Raw genomic sequence first — 15,630 nt, 5'->3', positions numbered from 1 at the left:
AACAGAACAGGTGAAGCGATGCTGGCGCAATTGATCGCGCTCGATTGGGGGACGACCTCATTACGTGCTTACAAACTCGCCGCGGGTGGCCAGGTGCTGGAACAGCGTTCACTGTCGTCCGGGATCATGCAGTTGCCCCGGACGCCGCGAATCATCAACGGTCAGGAATGCGCAGACGGTTTTGAACTGGCGTTCGATGAGGCGTGCGGTGACTGGCTCGACGCGCAGCCGGATTTGCCGGTGATTGCCTGTGGCATGGTCGGCAGCGCCCAGGGCTGGCGCGAAGCGGCTTACTGCGACACGCCGGCCAACGTCGCCAATCTCGGAACTTCCCTACAAACCATTCGCAGTCTTCGCGGTGTCGATGTGCACATTGTGCCGGGCGTGATTCAGCGTTCGCGCTTACCGAACGTAATGCGCGGCGAAGAAACCCAAGTGCTGGGAGTCTTGCAATGTCTACCGATCGAGCAGGGCCGTGATCTGTTGATCGGCCTGCCGGGCAGCCATTCGAAATGGGTGGAAGTGGCCGGCGGTTGCATCGTGCATTTCGATACTTTCATGACCGGCGAGATCTTCGCCGTGCTCAGAGAACACAGCATTTTGGGGCGCACCCAGCAAAAGGGCGCGTCCTTCGATGGCCAGGCGTTTGATCGGGGTGTGCAAGTGGCGCTGTCGACGGAGGGCGAGATCGGGCCGCTGTCGACGTTGTTCAGCGCCCGCAGCCTCGGGTTGACCGGCGAACTCAGTGCGACCGCACAACCGGATTATTTATCCGGCCTGCTGATCGGCCATGAGCTGTCAGCGCTGGCGAATGTTCAGCGACGCCGACGCAACAGCGTTCACCTGCCGTCGATCATCCTCATAGGCAATTCCCAACTCTGTACCCGTTACAGCCGGGCCCTCGACGCCTGCGGTTTTGCCCGCGTGACCCTGGCCGAACAAGCCACCGAACGCGGGTTGTGGCAGTTGGCGGTTGCGGCCGGACTGATCGCCGCACACCCACCCCGTTAAACCTGACTGGAGGTCTGACATGCTCAAGCAAGCACTGACGCAAAACGGTCTGATCGCGATCCTGCGTGGCCTGCGCCCGCAGGAAGCGGCCGCCATCGGTGAAGTCCTTTACGCCGCCGGATTTCGCGTCATCGAAGTGCCGCTCAATTCCCCTGAACCGTACGAAAGTATCCGCATCCTGCGCAGTACCTTGCCCGCCGATTGCCTGATCGGCGCCGGCACGGTGCTGACGCCGGAACAGGTCGAGCAAGTGAAAGCGGCGGGCGGCCAGGTGATCGTCATGCCCCACAGCGATGCCAAGGTGTTGCGTGCAGCGAAGGCGGCGGGGTTGTTCCTGTCACCGGGTGTGGCGACGCCGACTGAGGCCTTCGCCGCATTGGCCGAAGGCGCGGATGTGCTGAAGATGTTCCCGGCCGAGCAGATGGGCCCGGCAGTCGTCAAAGCCTGGCTCGCGGTGCTGCCGGCCGGAACCATTCTGGCGCCGGTCGGCGGGATCACACCGGACAACATGCAGGTGTTTATTGACGCTGGCGTCAAAGGGTTCGGACTGGGTTCCGGGTTGTTCAAACCAGGCATGACGCCTGAGGAAGTGGTCGTAAACGCCAAGGCCTACGTGACTGCCTGGAAAGCCCTTCGCTAAGACTTTTTTGGCGCTACGAGCGCTGCATCTATAAGAGCTGCACTTATAAAAAGAGAGCAAAAGATGAAAATCACCAAACTGACCACCTTCATCGTTCCGCCGCGCTGGTGCTTCCTCAAGGTCGAAACCGACGAGGGCGTGACCGGTTGGGGCGAGCCCGTGGTCGAAGGCCGCGCGCACACGGTTGCCGCCGCCGTTGAAGAATTGTCCGACTACCTGATCGGCAAAGACCCACGCAACATCGAAGACATCTGGACCGTGCTCTACCGCGGCGGCTTCTACCGGGGTGGCGCGATCCACATGAGCGCGTTGGCCGGTATCGATCAGGCGCTGTGGGACATCAAGGGCAAGGCCTTGGGTGTATCGGTCAGCGACTTGCTGGGTGGTCAGGTGCGGGACAAGATTCGCGTGTATTCGTGGATCGGTGGCGACCGCCCGGCGGACACCGCTCGCGCTGCGAAAGAGGCGGTCGGACGTGGTTTCACTGCGGTGAAAATGAACGGCACCGAAGAACTGCAATTCCTCGATTCCTTCGAGAAAGTCGACCTGGCCCTGGCCAACGTCGCCGCCGTGCGTGACGCGGTGGGCCCGAACGTCGGCATTGGCGTGGATTTCCATGGCCGGGTGCACAAGCCCATGGCCAAGGTGCTGATGAAAGAACTCGATCCGTACAAACTGATGTTCATCGAAGAGCCGGTGCTCAGCGAAAACTACGAAGCGCTGAAGGAACTCGCGCCGCTGACCAGCACCCCGATTGCCTTGGGTGAGCGGTTGTTCTCGCGTTGGGATTTCAAGCGCGTGCTCAGCGAAGGTTACGTCGACATCATTCAGCCGGATGCTTCCCACGCTGGCGGTATCACCGAAACCCGCAAGATCGCCAACATGGCCGAAGCCTATGACGTGGCGCTGGCGCTGCATTGCCCGTTGGGCCCGATTGCGTTGGCGGCGTGCCTGCAACTGGACGCGGTTTGCTACAACGCATTCATCCAGGAGCAGAGCCTGGGCATCCACTACAACGAGAGCAACGACCTGCTGGATTACATCAAGGATCCACGGGTGTTCGACTACGACAAAGGCTTCGTGAAAATCCCGAACGGCCCGGGCCTGGGCATCGAGATCAACGAGGAATACGTGATCGAACGCGCCGCTGTCGGTCACCGCTGGCGCAACCCGATCTGGCGCCATGCCGATGGCAGTTTTGCCGAGTGGTGAGTTCTCACTGACTCAACACAATCCCCTTGTGGGAGCGGGCTTGCTCGCGAAAGCGGGGTGTCAGCCGACATCAATGTTGAATGAACCACCGCTTTCGCGAGCAAGCCCGCTCCCACATTTGATCTCCATTGACCAGAAGATCTGCGTCAATCCAAGCTTTTCATCGACCTCAATAAACATAAGAAGAGGCATTCCCCATGCAACCGCAAACCCTCACCGGGCAGGCGTCGTTGGTGGCGCCCAGTCGCAAGCGTTTTTTCATCATGGTGCTGCTGTTTATCACCGTGGTGATCAACTACCTGGACCGCAGCAACCTGTCTATCGCCGCCCCGGCGCTGACCAGCGAACTGGGCATCGATCCAATCCACGTCGGGCTGATCTTCTCGGCATTCGGCTGGACCTACGCCGCGATGCAAATCCCCGGCGGCTGGCTGGTGGATCGCGTCCCGCCGCGCATCCTTTACAGCGTCGCGCTGCTGTTATGGTCGATCGCCACCGTCATGCTTGGCTTCGCCGCCAGCTTCATCGCACTGTTCGTATTGCGCATGGCAGTCGGTGCACTGGAAGCCCCGGCGTATCCGATCAACAGCCGTGTGGTCACGACCTGGTTTCCTGAGCGCGAACGCGCTACTGCCATCGGTTTCTACACGTCCGGGCAATTCGTCGGTCTTGCGTTTCTGACACCGGTATTGGCCTGGCTGCAGCATCAATACGGCTGGCACATGGTGTTTGTCAGTACCGGTGCGGTGGGCATTCTCTGGGCGGTGATCTGGTACGCGGTTTACCGCGAGCCACGGGATTTCAAAGGTGCCAATGATGCCGAAATCGAACTGATCCGCGAAGGTGGCGGGCTGGTGGATATCCAGGCTGAACAAGCCAAAGTCAAAGCCAAATTCAGCTGGACCGACCTCGGCATCGTTCTGACCAAACGCAAGTTGTGGGGCATCTACCTCGGTCAGTTCTGCCTCAACTCGACGCTGTGGTTTTTCCTGACGTGGTTCCCCACCTACTTGGTGAAATACCGCGGCATGGACTTCATCAAGTCCGGCCTGTTGGCGTCGCTGCCGTTTCTCGCCGCCTTCATCGGCGTGCTGTGTTCTGGCTTCTTCTCCGATTTCCTGATCCGTCGCGGCTACACGGTGGGCTTCGCGCGCAAATTGCCGATCATTGGCGGCTTGCTGATTTCCACGTCGATCATCGGCGCCAATTTCGTTGAATCGACGCCGCTGGTGATTGCCTTCCTTGCATTGGCGTTCTTCGGTAACGGACTGGCTTCGATCACCTGGTCGCTGGTATCAACCCTGGCCCCGGCGCGGTTGTTGGGATTGACCGGTGGGGTGTTCAACTTCATTGGCAACCTGTCGGCGATTACCACACCGATTGTCATCGGTTTCCTGGCGACCGGTGATTCGTTTGCCCCGGCGATCACCTACATCTCGGTTCTGGCGTTGATCGGTGCGCTTTCCTACATCTTGCTGGTCGGCAAGGTCGAGCGTATCAAGTTGTAGTAGCAGCCGTCGGGCGACCATAATGCCGCCCGTTCACTCGCTCAACGGTAAAGGCTGGATATGCAGGAAGACGCCCCAAAAATCGCCAAGGACGCCGCACCGACCGGCACCCAGACACTGCTTCGTGGCCTGGGTGTGGTTCAGGCCGTGGCCAGTGGCGCCCGCGATCTCAAGGAAATCGCCCGGCTGATCGGCACCACACGCAGCACCACCCATCGTCTGGCCAGTTGCCTGGTGGACGAGCGCTATCTGCGCGTGGTGCCGCAAGTCGGGTATCTGTTGGGGCCGAAGCTGATCGAGCTGGGCTTCCAGGCGCGTGAAGAATTGCCGCTGGTCACATTGGCCGGGCCGTATCTGGATGAGTTGTCGGCGTTGACCGGCGACACGATTCACCTGGCGATTCGTGAAGGCGACGAAGTGCTGTACCTGCACAAGAATCCGGGGCGCAATGGCCCGGAAATGCGCTCGCGGGTCGGCCATCGCATGCCGTTGGCGCGCACCGGGATCGGCAAGGCGCTGATGCTCGATGACACACAGGAAGAATGGCAGAGGCTGTACGAAGTCAGCCTGCCGGCGGGAGGGAAAAATCAGTTTTGGCCGCTGCACCCGGAGCAGTCCTGGGAGCAGTTCCAGCAGCGCATGATCGAGTACGTGGCCGGCGGTTACGCCTTCGACCTGGAAGACAATGAACCGTCGATCCGCTGCGTGGCGGCGCCGATCCGTGATGCCAGCAAGCGCATCGTTGCCGGCATCAGCATCGCCAGCACTGTGCCATACATGCCGCTGGAGAAAATGGCCGAGCTGATTCCCCTGATCAAAGGGGTCACAGCCCGGCTATCGGCGGAACTGGGACTTAAGGTTTAAACCTTCAAAGTCGCCATGTCGATCACGAAGCGGTACTTCACGTCCCCGGCGATCATGCGGGTGTAAGCCTCGTTGATCTGGCGGATGTCGAGCATTTCGATGTCGCAGGTGATGTTGTGCTCGGCGCAGAAATCCAGCACTTCCTGGGTTTCGGCGATGCCACCGATCAGCGAGCCGGCCAATACGCGACGGCTCATCACCAGTTTGCCAGCGTGGACCGGTGGATCTACCGGCTCGATCAGCCCGACCAGAATGTGCACGCCGTCGAAACGCAGCGTATCAAGGTAGGGATTGAGATCGTGCTGCACCGGAATGGTGTCCAGCAGGAAGTCGAAATAGCCCGCCGCAGCTTTCATCTGCTCGGCGTCGGTGGACACGATCACGTGGTCCGCGCCCTGACGACGACCTTCTTCAGCCTTGCTCGCCGAACGGGTGAACAGCGTGACTTCGGCGCCCATCGCCTTGGCGAACTTGATGCCCATGTGGCCGAGGCCGCCCATGCCGAGAATCCCGACCTTATCGCCCGCCTTCACGCCGTAGTGCTTGAGCGGCGAGTAGGTGGTGATGCCGGCGCAGAGGATCGGCGCGGCGCTGGCCAGGTCGAGTTTTTCCGGAATGCGCACCACGAAGTGCTCGCTGACCACGATGCTGTCGGAATAGCCGCCCATGGTGTTGCTGCCATCGACCCGGTCCGGGGTGGCGTAAGTCATGGTCGGACCTTCGAGGCAGTATTGCTCGAGGTTGGACTGGCAGGCTTCGCAGCTGCGGCAGGAATCGACCATGCAGCCGACACCGACCAGATCGCCGACCTTGTGCTGGGTGACGTTCGCACCGATGGCGGTCACTTTACCTACGATCTCATGGCCCGGCATCAGCGGATAAACGGCAATGCCCCATTCGTTACGGGCCTGGTGGATGTCGGAATGGCAAACGCCGCAGTAGAGAATATCGATCGCAACGTCGTCGGCACGAGGGCTGCGGCGTTCGAATTTCACGGGGGCGAGGGGAGTGGTGGCCGACTGGGCGGCGTATCCGATGGCGGTGTACATGATGAACCTCGCAGAAGCAGTGACAAGTGAGGCTGCGCATTTTGGGCGCCGTATCCGCCACCGGCCATGGCGATTCCTCCGGGTGTCATGCCTAATCCTCCGGCAACAGCGTTCGATTGATCAAATGGGCGATCAGACCTGCGATGATGCTTTCATCCCATTTTCCGCGACTTTTTTGTGAAGAACTCTCATGTTGTTGACCCGACATCTCGATGCCAATGCCACGCTGGTTTCGCTGATTGAGCCTCTGACCACTCGCGATGGTTTCGCCCCTACGGCGTTGCCGGGCGTGCAGGTTTTACGGGCCAGTTGCGATGTGGCCCGTGGTCCGCAGATTTACGAACCGAGCCTGGTCATCATCGCCCAAGGTAGCAAACTGGCGTATCTGGGGCCGCGAACGCTGGAGTACGGCGCCGGCCACTACCTGATTCAAGCATTGCCGGTGCCGTTTGAGTGCGAAACGTTTTCGGCGCCGGGTGGGCCAATGCTTGGAGTGTCCATCGCCATCGACCGAGTGCTGCTCGGGGAGCTGGTGTTGGCCATGGGGCTGGTGCCGGGGCGCACGATTCCTGCGCAAACGCCGGAATCCATGACGTCAGCGGTGCTCGACGATGCGATGCGCGGTTGCGTGGAGAGGCTGTTGCGTTGCCTGCGCGATCCGATGGAGTGCCAGATCATGGGGCCGGCACGGCTTCGGGAATTGTTGTTCGTTGCGTTGCGCGGTCCGCAAGCTGATGTGTTGCGTGCGCTGGTGGAACAGCAGGGGCAGTTCGCCCGGATTGCCGCTTCGCTCAACCATTTGCACGGGCATTTCACTGAGCCGTTGAATGTGGAAATCCTGGCCAGTTGCGCAAACATGAGCGCGTCGACGTTCCATGAGCATTTCAAGCGCAGCACGTTGTTGTCGCCAGTGCAGTATTTGAAGCGTTTACGCTTGCTCAAGGCGCAGCAGTTGTTGCTAGCCGAGGGCTTGGGCGTGGCGCAGGTGGCGCATCGGGTCGGGTATCAGAGCACGTCGCAGTTCAGTCGCGAGTACAAGCGCTACTTCGAACGTAGTCCCGGTGATGAGCGCGCGGCCTGAGTTGGCAATGGGCCCCCTGTAGGAGTGAGCCTGCTCGCGATTGCGGTGGGTCAGTCGACATCTAATCTGGATGATCCACCGCAATCGCGAGCAGGCTCACTCCTACAGGGGGATTGTGGTGTGGGTCAAATTGCGGGCAACAAAAAGGCCCCCATTTCGGGAGCCTCAATGTTCAAGCGTTCGGCTTACATGTTCGGGTAAGTCGGGCCGCCAGCACCTTCCGGCGCCACCCAGGTGATGTTCTGTGCTGGGTCCTTGATGTCGCAGGTCTTGCAGTGAACACAGTTCTGGGCGTTGATCTGGAAGCGCTTCTCGCCGTCTTCCTTGGTCACCACTTCGTACACGCCAGCCGGGCAGTAACGCTGGGCAGGCTCATCGTACATAGGCAGGTTCTTGGCGATCGGGATGCTCGGATCGGTCAGCTTCAGGTGGCACGGCTGTTCTTCTTCGTGGTTGGTACCGGAGATGAACACCGAGCTGAGTTTGTCGAAGCTGATCTTGCCGTCCGGTTTCGGGTAGTCGATCTTCTTGCAGTCGGCCGCGAGTTTCAGGCACGCGTAGTCCGGTTTGTTGTCGTGCAAGGTGAACGGTAGTTTGCCGCCGAAGATGTTCTGGTCGAGCCAGTTGAAACCGCCGCCGACGATGGCGCCGAACTTGTGGATCGCCGGGCCGAAGTTGCGGCTGGCGAACAGCTCGTCGTAAAGCCAGCTTTTCTTGAAGGCGTCGACGTAAGTGGTCAGCTCTTCGGTGCCGTCCTTTTCAGCGAACAGCGCCTCGGCCACGGATTCAGCGGCGAGCATGCCGGACTTCATCGCGGTGTGGCTGCCTTTGATCTTGGCGAAGTTCAGGGTGCCGAGATCGCAACCGATCAGCGCGCCGCCCTTGAAGACCATTTTCGGCAGCGAGTTCAGGCCGCCCTTGGAGATGGCGCGAGCACCGTAGCTGATGCGCTTACCGCCTTCCAGGTACTGCTTGAGCACCGGGTGATGCTTGAGGCGCTGGAACTCGTCGAATGGCGACAAGTAAGTGTTGCTGTAGGACAGGTCGACGATCAGACCCACTACCACCTGGTTGTTTTCCAGGTGATAAAGGAACGAGCCACCGGTGTTCTCGGTGCCCATGATGTCCAGCGGCCAACCGGCGGTGTGGACTACCAGACCTGGCTGGTGCTTGGCCGGATCGATTTCCCAGATTTCCTTCAGGCCGATGCCGTAGTGCTGGGCGTCGGCCTCGCTGTCGAGGTTGAAGCGCTTGATCAGCTGCTTGCCGATATGGCCGCGGCAACCTTCGGCGAACAGCGTGTACTTGCCCCGCAGTTCCATGCCCGGGGTGTACAGCCCTTCTTTCGGATGGCCTTCGCGGTCAACGCCCAGATCACCCGTGATGATCCCGCGAACCACGCCGCTCTCGTCGAACAGTGCTTCCTGGGCGGCGAAGCCTGGGTAGATTTCTACGCCCAGGTTCTCGGCCTGTTGGGCCAGCCAACGGCACAGGTTGCCCAGGGAGATGATGTAGTTGCCATCGTTGTGCATGGTCTTGGGCACAAAGAAGTCAGGAATTTTTTGCGCGCTGTCGGCGTTTTTCAGTACGAAGATGTCATCGCGGGTAACCGGCGTGTTCAGCGGGGCGCCAAGTTCTTTCCAGTCAGGGAACAATTCGTTCAGGGCGCGGGGTTCGAAGATCGCGCCGGACAGGATATGTGCGCCGACTTCGGAGCCTTTTTCGACCACACAGACGCTGATTTCCTTACCGGCTTCGGCGGCCTTCTGCTTCAATCGGCAGGCGGCGGAAAGACCCGCGGGGCCGGCACCGACGATGACCACGTCGAATTCCATGTATTCGCGTTCCACAGGTTATCTCCTACTCAAGGCTCAACAGTTTTTTTTCTAATTGGAGGTTTGGTGTCGCATCCATGAATTCCTTCGCAATGCGCGGAACAGGACAATCGATAGACCACCTTTCTCTCTGGGTGGCGCATTATATCTACACCACTCCTAGCGTCCAATACAAACGTTTGTTTGAATTGGCTCAAAGCCAGAGAAATCAAAGTCACGCGGCTTATGAACGGCTATTTTGCCGTATTGACCGGAATAGGCGTTCCGGTCAATATACGGTCGGTTTTGCGCTCGCCGTAGGCTGACTGTTGGGTTCAAGAGCACCTCTAAAGACAGGGCGATGGCAGTACAAGGTGATGCGCCGCGCAGGTTTGGCGCGCAGTTTACACGCCGCGATCATGAATGACTTGTCGGTCACCACTGACGAACGGTCATCTGCCTCGTGAGCAAGGTTCACCCGATACTCCTGCCAGCGTTTTTAGAGGTGCCCTTGCGCCGATGAGCATCAAACCGCCAGGTTCGCCTAGGCGACTTTCTTTTCACCGGAGAGTAACGAGGAATCCATGAAGGTTCTTGTAGCTGTCAAACGCGTTGTGGATTACAACGTCAAGGTTCGCGTCAAGGCGGACAATTCCGGCGTAGACCTCGCCAACGTCAAGATGTCGATGAACCCGTTCTGCGAAATCGCAGTGGAAGAAGCCGTACGCCTGAAAGAGAAAGGCGTAGCGACTGAAATCGTCGTCGTCTCCATCGGCCCGACCACCGCTCAAGAGCAACTGCGCACCGCGCTGGCTCTGGGTGCTGACCGCGCCATCCTCGTCGAATCCGCCGAAGACCTGACGTCGCTGGCCGTTGCCAAGCTGTTGAAAGCTGTTGTCGACAAGGAACAGCCGCAGCTGGTGATCCTTGGCAAACAAGCCATCGACAGCGACAACAACCAGACTGGCCAGATGCTCGCTGCATTGAGCGGCTACGGTCAGGGCACATTCGCGTCCAAAGTCGAAATCAGCGGCGACAGCGTTGCCGTGACTCGCGAAGTCGACGGCGGCGCGCAGACGGTTTCCCTGAAACTGCCGGCCATCGTCACCACCGACCTGCGTTTGAACGAGCCGCGCTACGCGTCCCTGCCAAACATCATGAAAGCCAAGAAGAAGCCTCTCGAAGTGCTGACTCCGGATGCTTTGGGCGTTTCCACCGCCTCCACCAACAAGACCGTGAAAGTCGAAGCGCCTGCTGCACGCAGCGCGGGTATCAAGGTCAAGTCGGTGGCTGAACTGGTCGAGAAACTGAAAAACGAAGCGAAGGTAATCTAATCATGACTATCTTGGTAATCGCAGAACACGACAACAAGGTAGTGGCCCCGGCCACCCTGAACACCGTGGCTGCCGCTGCGAAAATCGGCGGTGAGATCCACGTTCTGGTTGCAGGCCAGGGCGTTGGCGCCGTGGCTGAAGCCGCTGCGAAAATCGCTGGCGTGACCAAAGTGCTGGTGGCCGACAACGCCGCCTACGCTCACCAACTGCCGGAAAACGTCGCGCTGCTGGTTGCAGAGTTGGGCAAGGGCTTCAGCCACATCCTGGCTGCCGCTACCTCCAACGGCAAAAACATCCTGCCGCGCGTTGCCGCTCAGCTGGACGTTGACCAGATCTCCGAGATCATCTCGGTCGAAAGCGCTGACACTTTCAAACGCCCGATCTACGCCGGTAACGCGATCGCTACCGTTCAATCGAACGCAGCAGTCAAAGTGATCACCGTGCGTGCCACCGGTTTCGACCCGGTTGCTGCCGAAGGTGGTTCGGCCGCTGTTGAAGCGGTCGCTGCTGCTCACGACGCTGGCACTTCGAGCTTCGTTGGCGAAGAACTGGCCAAGTCCGATCGTCCGGAACTGACCGCTGCCAAAATCGTCGTTTCCGGCGGTCGCGGCATGCAGAACGGCGACAACTTCAAACACCTGTACGCCCTGGCCGACAAGTTGGGTGCTGCCGTCGGTGCTTCCCGCGCTGCGGTCGACGCAGGTTTTGTACCCAACGACATGCAGGTCGGTCAGACCGGCAAGATCGTTGCTCCACAGCTGTACATCGCCGTCGGTATCTCCGGCGCGATCCAGCACCTGGCCGGCATGAAAGACTCCAAAGTGATCGTTGCGATCAACAAGGACGAAGAAGCGCCGATCTTCCAGGTGGCCGATTACGGCTTGGTGGCAGACCTGTTCGAAGCCATCCCCGAGTTCGAGAAGCTGGTCTAATCCAGCCGCTTGACTTATAAAGAGCCCGACCTTTTGGTCGGGCTTTTTTTTTGTTCCGGATTTGGGTGGGAGAGTATTGCCATGGATTTGCGCCGCGTGTGTGGCTGGTCATTACTGCTGGGGCTGACGGTGCTGCCGGCATTGGCCGTGGCTGCCGGCAAGTGCGAACGCCTGGTGGTGACCGGCAGCCCGGACGCACCGCCGTACTTGTGGCAAGACCCGCAAAACCCCAAGCATTTGATCGGCGCCAGTGCTGACCTGTTGCAACACGTGGCAGGGGAGTTGGGTATCAAGGTCGAATTGCTTTACGCCGGCAAGCGCTCCCAGGCCCTGGACGAAGTGCGAAGTGGACGCATGGACATGCTGGCCGATGCGCCGTTGACAGTGAGCGAGCTGGACACCCTGGATTACATCCATCCGCCGCTGCTGGAAAATGACTATCTCGTCTGGACTCGAAAAGACTCGGCATTGGTCTACAACGAAGCGCAAGACCTTCACGGCCATCCAGGTGCCGTGTCGGAAAAGTCTCGAATGACCCAGGCATTTGGCGCCTTCGCAGAGCAGCAATTGACCCTCGTGCGTACGCCGAACCTGACCCAGGCCTTTCAGAAATTGCTGTTGGGCGAGGTGGAATTTGTCCTCGCGGGACGCTACTCGGGCATGGCCGCCGCGCAAACCCTGAGCATGGCCAACGACTTGATCGCTCGCCCCCAACCGGTCGACAAACCCGGCCTGTTCCTCGCGGTTTCCCATAACTCCGCCTGCAACGATCCGTGGTTGCGCGGACAGCTGGCCAAAAAGATGACAGAATTGCCCGCGTCCGGACTGACGGAAGCCGTGCTGCTGCGCAACATCGAGCGCTGGAAGGTTCAACTTTCTCAAAGGCAAACGCAGCAGCCGCAGCAACCCGCCAGTACCCCAAAACAGTAGGGATTTTTAGTGAGTATTCGACCTCTTTTCGCTGCCCTGGCCCTTCTGGCTCTGGCGGGTTGTGCAGCCGATCCGGCGCCGAATGAACAAATACGCTTGACCGAACAGGCACTCGTGCAAGCCAAAGCCGTGGGTGCCACCGCCGACGACGTGCCGGAAATGAAACTGGCCGAAGACAAGTTTTCCCGTGCCCAGGGCGACATGACCGATCAGTCCTACAAGCATGCGCGCATGCGTGCCGAACAAGCCGAACTGGATGCGCGCCTGGCCGAAGCCAAGGTGCTGACCCTCAAGAGCGAGGAGCAGCTGAACGTGCTCAATACCCGCATCACTCGCCTGCGCAAGCAACTGGGAGATGCCCAATGAGTCTCAAGTCCAAAGCAATCGGCGGTTTGATCCTGGCAGGTTGCGCGAGCCTTTACGGCTGCGCCGGCCAACACAGCGAGGCCGTGTTGCAGCAGGCCGGAACGGACTTCCAGAAGGTCAAGGAAGACTCCAACGTGCTGCGAATAGCGCCCAAGGACGTGATCCGTGCCGGTGAATCCCTGGCCCGCGCCGATCGTCTTTCCAGCTATTGGGGCAGCGGCTCGGATGTGGTGCATTACGCTTACTTGAGCCAGCGCTACAGCGAAATCGCCCGTGAGCACACCAATCAGGTGCTCAACGAAGAGCGCGCGGCGAAGCTCGAACTGGAACGTCAGCGACTGCAGTTGGCCCTGCGCGAATCCAAGTTGCTCAGCGTGCAGCAACAGGGCAAATGGCTCGAAGAACAGATTGTTGCGCTGGCAACCACGCAGACCGATCGTGGTCTGGTGATGACCCTGGGCGATGTGCTGTTCGACACCGGCGAAGCGGAGCTGAAGAATTCGGCGAACCGCGTGGTGCTGAAAATCGTGCAATTCCTGCAGCTCAATCCCAAACGCGTGGTCCGCATCGAGGGCTACACCGACAGCACGGGCGGCAAGCAGGACAACCTCAAGCTGTCCCGTGACCGTGCGCAATCGGTGGCAGACGTGCTGATGGACCTGGGGATCGACGACAAACGTATCAAAGTCGAAGGCTACGGCGATGAATACCCGGTGGACGCGAACGCTTCCGAGCGTGGTCGCGCGCAGAACCGTCGGGTGGAAATTGTGTTCTCCGACGAAAAAGGCCAGCTCGGCGCCACCCGCTAAGGGTCGCGCTACGATAATTGCTGGCGCCGGAGCTCCTGTCGCAGCTGTCGAGTGAAACGAGGCTGCGATTTTCTTTCGCTCTGAACTCAGGTGGAACTGTAATATCGCAGCCTCGTTTCACTCGACAGCTGCTACAACCCGGCCTGCCCGTCAGCGCCGGGTTTTTTTGGTGCGCCAGGCATGGCGCGTTGCGCGAAGCGCAACCAGCTTGGCTGTGGTGGCCACGCTGGTGACTTGGAGGTGAAAGTCCTCTACACACCCGGCAAGGGGAAGTGTTAGCCAGAGGCAAGGGTGTCGCGGGTGACTGCGAATCTGAAGGAAGCCCGAGGCAAAATGCTGGCCTGACGAACAGGAAGCGGATTAGGCGGTGCAGCGGGGTAAGGTAGCCAAAATTGCCAAAGCCCAATACTTGCACGCAACGCTGTGACGTAGATCCGACAGGCATAAGCAGGAAGGTCGCGCGAATTACCCTGGGAGATCTGCACGTTTGCCTGAGTGCTACCGAGCGCCGCGAGGCGACGGGATGAACGCGCAGAAGTCAGCCGAGGCCGTAGTAAGTAACGAGTAACTCCGTCACCAAGGGCCGAACAGGTTATGCCGCCAGTAGGCGTCAGAGTCTCGTTGAATACCGAAATGCAGAAATTTCTCCCAGAGAAGACTGTCACTCCGAGTCCCGGACAGAATCCGAGGATGACGGCTGACAGCGCAGAGGTATCGGCGGCATCTGTGACGTGGACGAACGCGGAGCCGGACACGCTGATGGCGCGGGTGCTCGCACCGGCCAACCTCAAGCGTGCGTATCAACGCGTGGTCAGCAACAAGGGCGCACCGGGTGCCGATGGCATGACGGTCGACGACTTGGCGGGCTACGTGAAACAGTATTGGCCGATCCTCAAGGCTCGGTTGCTGGCCGGCGAGTATCATCCGCAAGGTGTACGCGCCGTCGACATTCCCAAGCCCCAAGGTGGAACACGACAGCTGGGCATTCCCTGCGTCGTGGATCGCCTGATCCAGCAGGCTTTGCTGCAACAGCTCACGCCAATCTTCGACCCTCTGTTCTCGGACTACAGCTACGGTTTTCGTCCGAATAGAAGCGCTCATCAAGCCATCGAAACAGCCCGAGCCCATGTGGCGGCGGGCCACCGCTGGTGTGTGGCGCTCGATCTGGAGAAGTTCTTTGATCGAGTCAACCACGATGTCCTGATGGCTCACGTGGCGCGTCAAGTCGAAGATAAGCGGGTGCTCGCGCTGATCCGTCGTTATCTCGAAGCGGGAACGATGTCAGGTGGTCTTGTCAGTCGACGACAGGAAGGGGCGCCGCAAGGCGGCCCACTCTCGCCGTTGCTGTCGAATATCCTGCTCAACGAACTCGATCGCGAATTGGAACGGCGGGGCCATCGTTTCGTGCGCTATGCCGATGATGCGAACATTTATGTACGCAGCCGTCGTGCTGGCGAACGAGTGATGAACAGCGTCGAATGCTTCCTGAGCCAGCGTCTGAAACTGACGCTGAATCGGGAAAAGAGCCGCGTGGCGCGACCGTGGGCCTGTGATTATCTGGGTTATGGGATGAGCTGGCATCAACAGCCAAGACTAAAAGTGGCGAGGATGAGTCTGGGGCGTCTACGCGACCGACTCAGAGACCTGCTGCGCGGAGCGCGGGGCTGCAAGATGGCGAGCGTCATCGAGCGGATAAACCCCGTACTGCGCGGATGGGCTGGCTACTTCAAGCTCAGTCAGAGCAAGGGGCCCCTCGAGGAACTGGACGGCTGGGTGCGTCGAAAACTTCGCTGCATCCTCTGGCGCCAATGGAAGCAGTCCTCAACGAGGGCGCGTAACCTGATGGGCTTGGGGATCAACGAAGGACGTGCTCGTAGATCAGCGTCCAATGGGCAGGGCCCATGGTGGAACTCGGGAGCGTCACATATGAATCAGGCGCTGCCGAAGAAACTGTGGGATCGACTCGGTTTGGTCTCGATACTGGATACGATAAACGGCTTAATCGCATAACCTGAACCGCCGTATACGGAACCGTACGTACGGTGGTGTGAGAGGACGGCGGATGTAAATCCGCCTCCTA

At 59.6% G+C, this 15,630-nt stretch carries 14 protein-coding genes; 12 read left to right on the top strand and 2 right to left on the bottom strand.

The annotated features are described in order from the left end of the window. Positions 1–18: 18 nt before the first annotated feature. The 5 genes from ACYZTM_RS06730 (at position 19) to ACYZTM_RS06710 (ending at position 5,235) form a co-directional block, all read left to right on the top strand. A complete protein-coding gene (locus tag ACYZTM_RS06730; RefSeq protein WP_461987765.1) occupies positions 19–1,011 on the top strand; it encodes a 2-dehydro-3-deoxygalactonokinase in 993 nt (330 codons plus the stop codon). A 19-nt stretch (positions 1,012–1,030) separates the two neighbouring features. Continuing rightward, on the top strand, positions 1,031–1,651 hold the full coding sequence (locus ACYZTM_RS06725; RefSeq protein ID WP_461987763.1) for a 2-dehydro-3-deoxy-6-phosphogalactonate aldolase: 621 nt from the start codon (positions 1,031–1,033) through the stop codon (positions 1,649–1,651). Positions 1,652–1,714: 63 nt separating this feature from the next. Then, positions 1,715–2,863: a galactonate dehydratase gene (dgoD, locus tag ACYZTM_RS06720; RefSeq protein WP_461987761.1), complete on the top strand. Its 1,149-nt coding sequence runs from the start codon at positions 1,715–1,717 to the stop codon at positions 2,861–2,863. Between the two features lie 197 nt (positions 2,864–3,060). Next, positions 3,061–4,371, top strand: a complete 1,311-nt coding sequence (locus tag ACYZTM_RS06715; RefSeq protein ID WP_131061328.1) for an MFS transporter — start codon at positions 3,061–3,063, stop codon at positions 4,369–4,371. 60 nt (positions 4,372–4,431) lie between these two features. Further along, positions 4,432–5,235: an IclR family transcriptional regulator gene (locus ACYZTM_RS06710; RefSeq protein ID WP_131061329.1), complete on the top strand. Its 804-nt coding sequence runs from the start codon at positions 4,432–4,434 to the stop codon at positions 5,233–5,235. Here the strand turns inward: ACYZTM_RS06710 and ACYZTM_RS06705 are convergent. Beyond that, positions 5,232–6,284, bottom strand: coding sequence for an NAD(P)-dependent alcohol dehydrogenase (locus tag ACYZTM_RS06705; protein ID WP_131061330.1), 1,053 nt, complete (start codon positions 6,282–6,284; stop codon positions 5,232–5,234). The two genes, ACYZTM_RS06710 and ACYZTM_RS06705, sit on opposite strands and share 4 nt — an antisense overlap. A gap of 190 nt (positions 6,285–6,474) precedes the next feature. Between ACYZTM_RS06705 and ACYZTM_RS06700 the strand changes: the two genes are divergently transcribed. Then, on the top strand, positions 6,475–7,365 hold the full coding sequence (locus ACYZTM_RS06700; RefSeq protein ID WP_131061331.1) for an AraC family transcriptional regulator: 891 nt from the start codon (positions 6,475–6,477) through the stop codon (positions 7,363–7,365). A gap of 185 nt (positions 7,366–7,550) precedes the next feature. Here ACYZTM_RS06700 and ACYZTM_RS06695 read toward each other — a convergent pair whose 3' ends face one another. Continuing rightward, positions 7,551–9,215 (bottom strand): electron transfer flavoprotein-ubiquinone oxidoreductase, encoded by a 1,665-nt coding sequence (locus ACYZTM_RS06695; protein WP_131061332.1) that lies wholly within the window; start codon positions 9,213–9,215, stop codon positions 7,551–7,553. A gap of 548 nt (positions 9,216–9,763) precedes the next feature. On the opposite strand from ACYZTM_RS06695, the gene ACYZTM_RS06690 reads away from it, so the two are divergent. The 6 genes from ACYZTM_RS06690 (at position 9,764) to ltrA (ending at position 15,560) form a co-directional block, all read left to right on the top strand. After that, a complete protein-coding gene (locus ACYZTM_RS06690) occupies positions 9,764–10,513 on the top strand; it encodes an electron transfer flavoprotein subunit beta/FixA family protein (protein WP_064676439.1) in 750 nt (249 codons plus the stop codon). Positions 10,514–10,515: 2 nt separating this feature from the next. Further along, the gene (locus tag ACYZTM_RS06685; protein ID WP_131061333.1) at positions 10,516–11,445 is read left to right on the top strand and encodes an electron transfer flavoprotein subunit alpha/FixB family protein; all 930 of its coding nucleotides are present in this window, start codon (positions 10,516–10,518) and stop codon (positions 11,443–11,445) included. A gap of 81 nt (positions 11,446–11,526) precedes the next feature. Next, positions 11,527–12,375, top strand: a complete 849-nt coding sequence (locus tag ACYZTM_RS06680; protein WP_131061334.1) for a substrate-binding periplasmic protein — start codon at positions 11,527–11,529, stop codon at positions 12,373–12,375. 9 nt (positions 12,376–12,384) lie between these two features. Next, complete coding sequence (locus tag ACYZTM_RS06675) at positions 12,385–12,741, top strand: DUF4398 domain-containing protein (protein ID WP_131061335.1); 357 nt, start codon at positions 12,385–12,387, stop codon at positions 12,739–12,741. After that, complete coding sequence (locus ACYZTM_RS06670; RefSeq protein ID WP_461987756.1) at positions 12,738–13,550, top strand: OmpA family protein; 813 nt, start codon at positions 12,738–12,740, stop codon at positions 13,548–13,550. The genes ACYZTM_RS06675 and ACYZTM_RS06670 overlap by 4 nt, the downstream gene beginning before the upstream one ends. Positions 13,551–14,144: 594 nt before the next feature. Continuing rightward, positions 14,145–15,560 (top strand): group II intron reverse transcriptase/maturase, encoded by a 1,416-nt coding sequence (gene ltrA / locus ACYZTM_RS06665; RefSeq protein ID WP_461985512.1) that lies wholly within the window; start codon positions 14,145–14,147, stop codon positions 15,558–15,560. Positions 15,561–15,630 lie beyond the last annotated feature (70 nt).

The sequence above is a fragment of the Pseudomonas sp. MDT2-39-1 genome, from assembly GCF_054898085.1.
The sequence above is the reverse complement of the archived record's forward strand: the minus strand, read 5'-3'. Positions and strand labels throughout refer to the sequence as shown.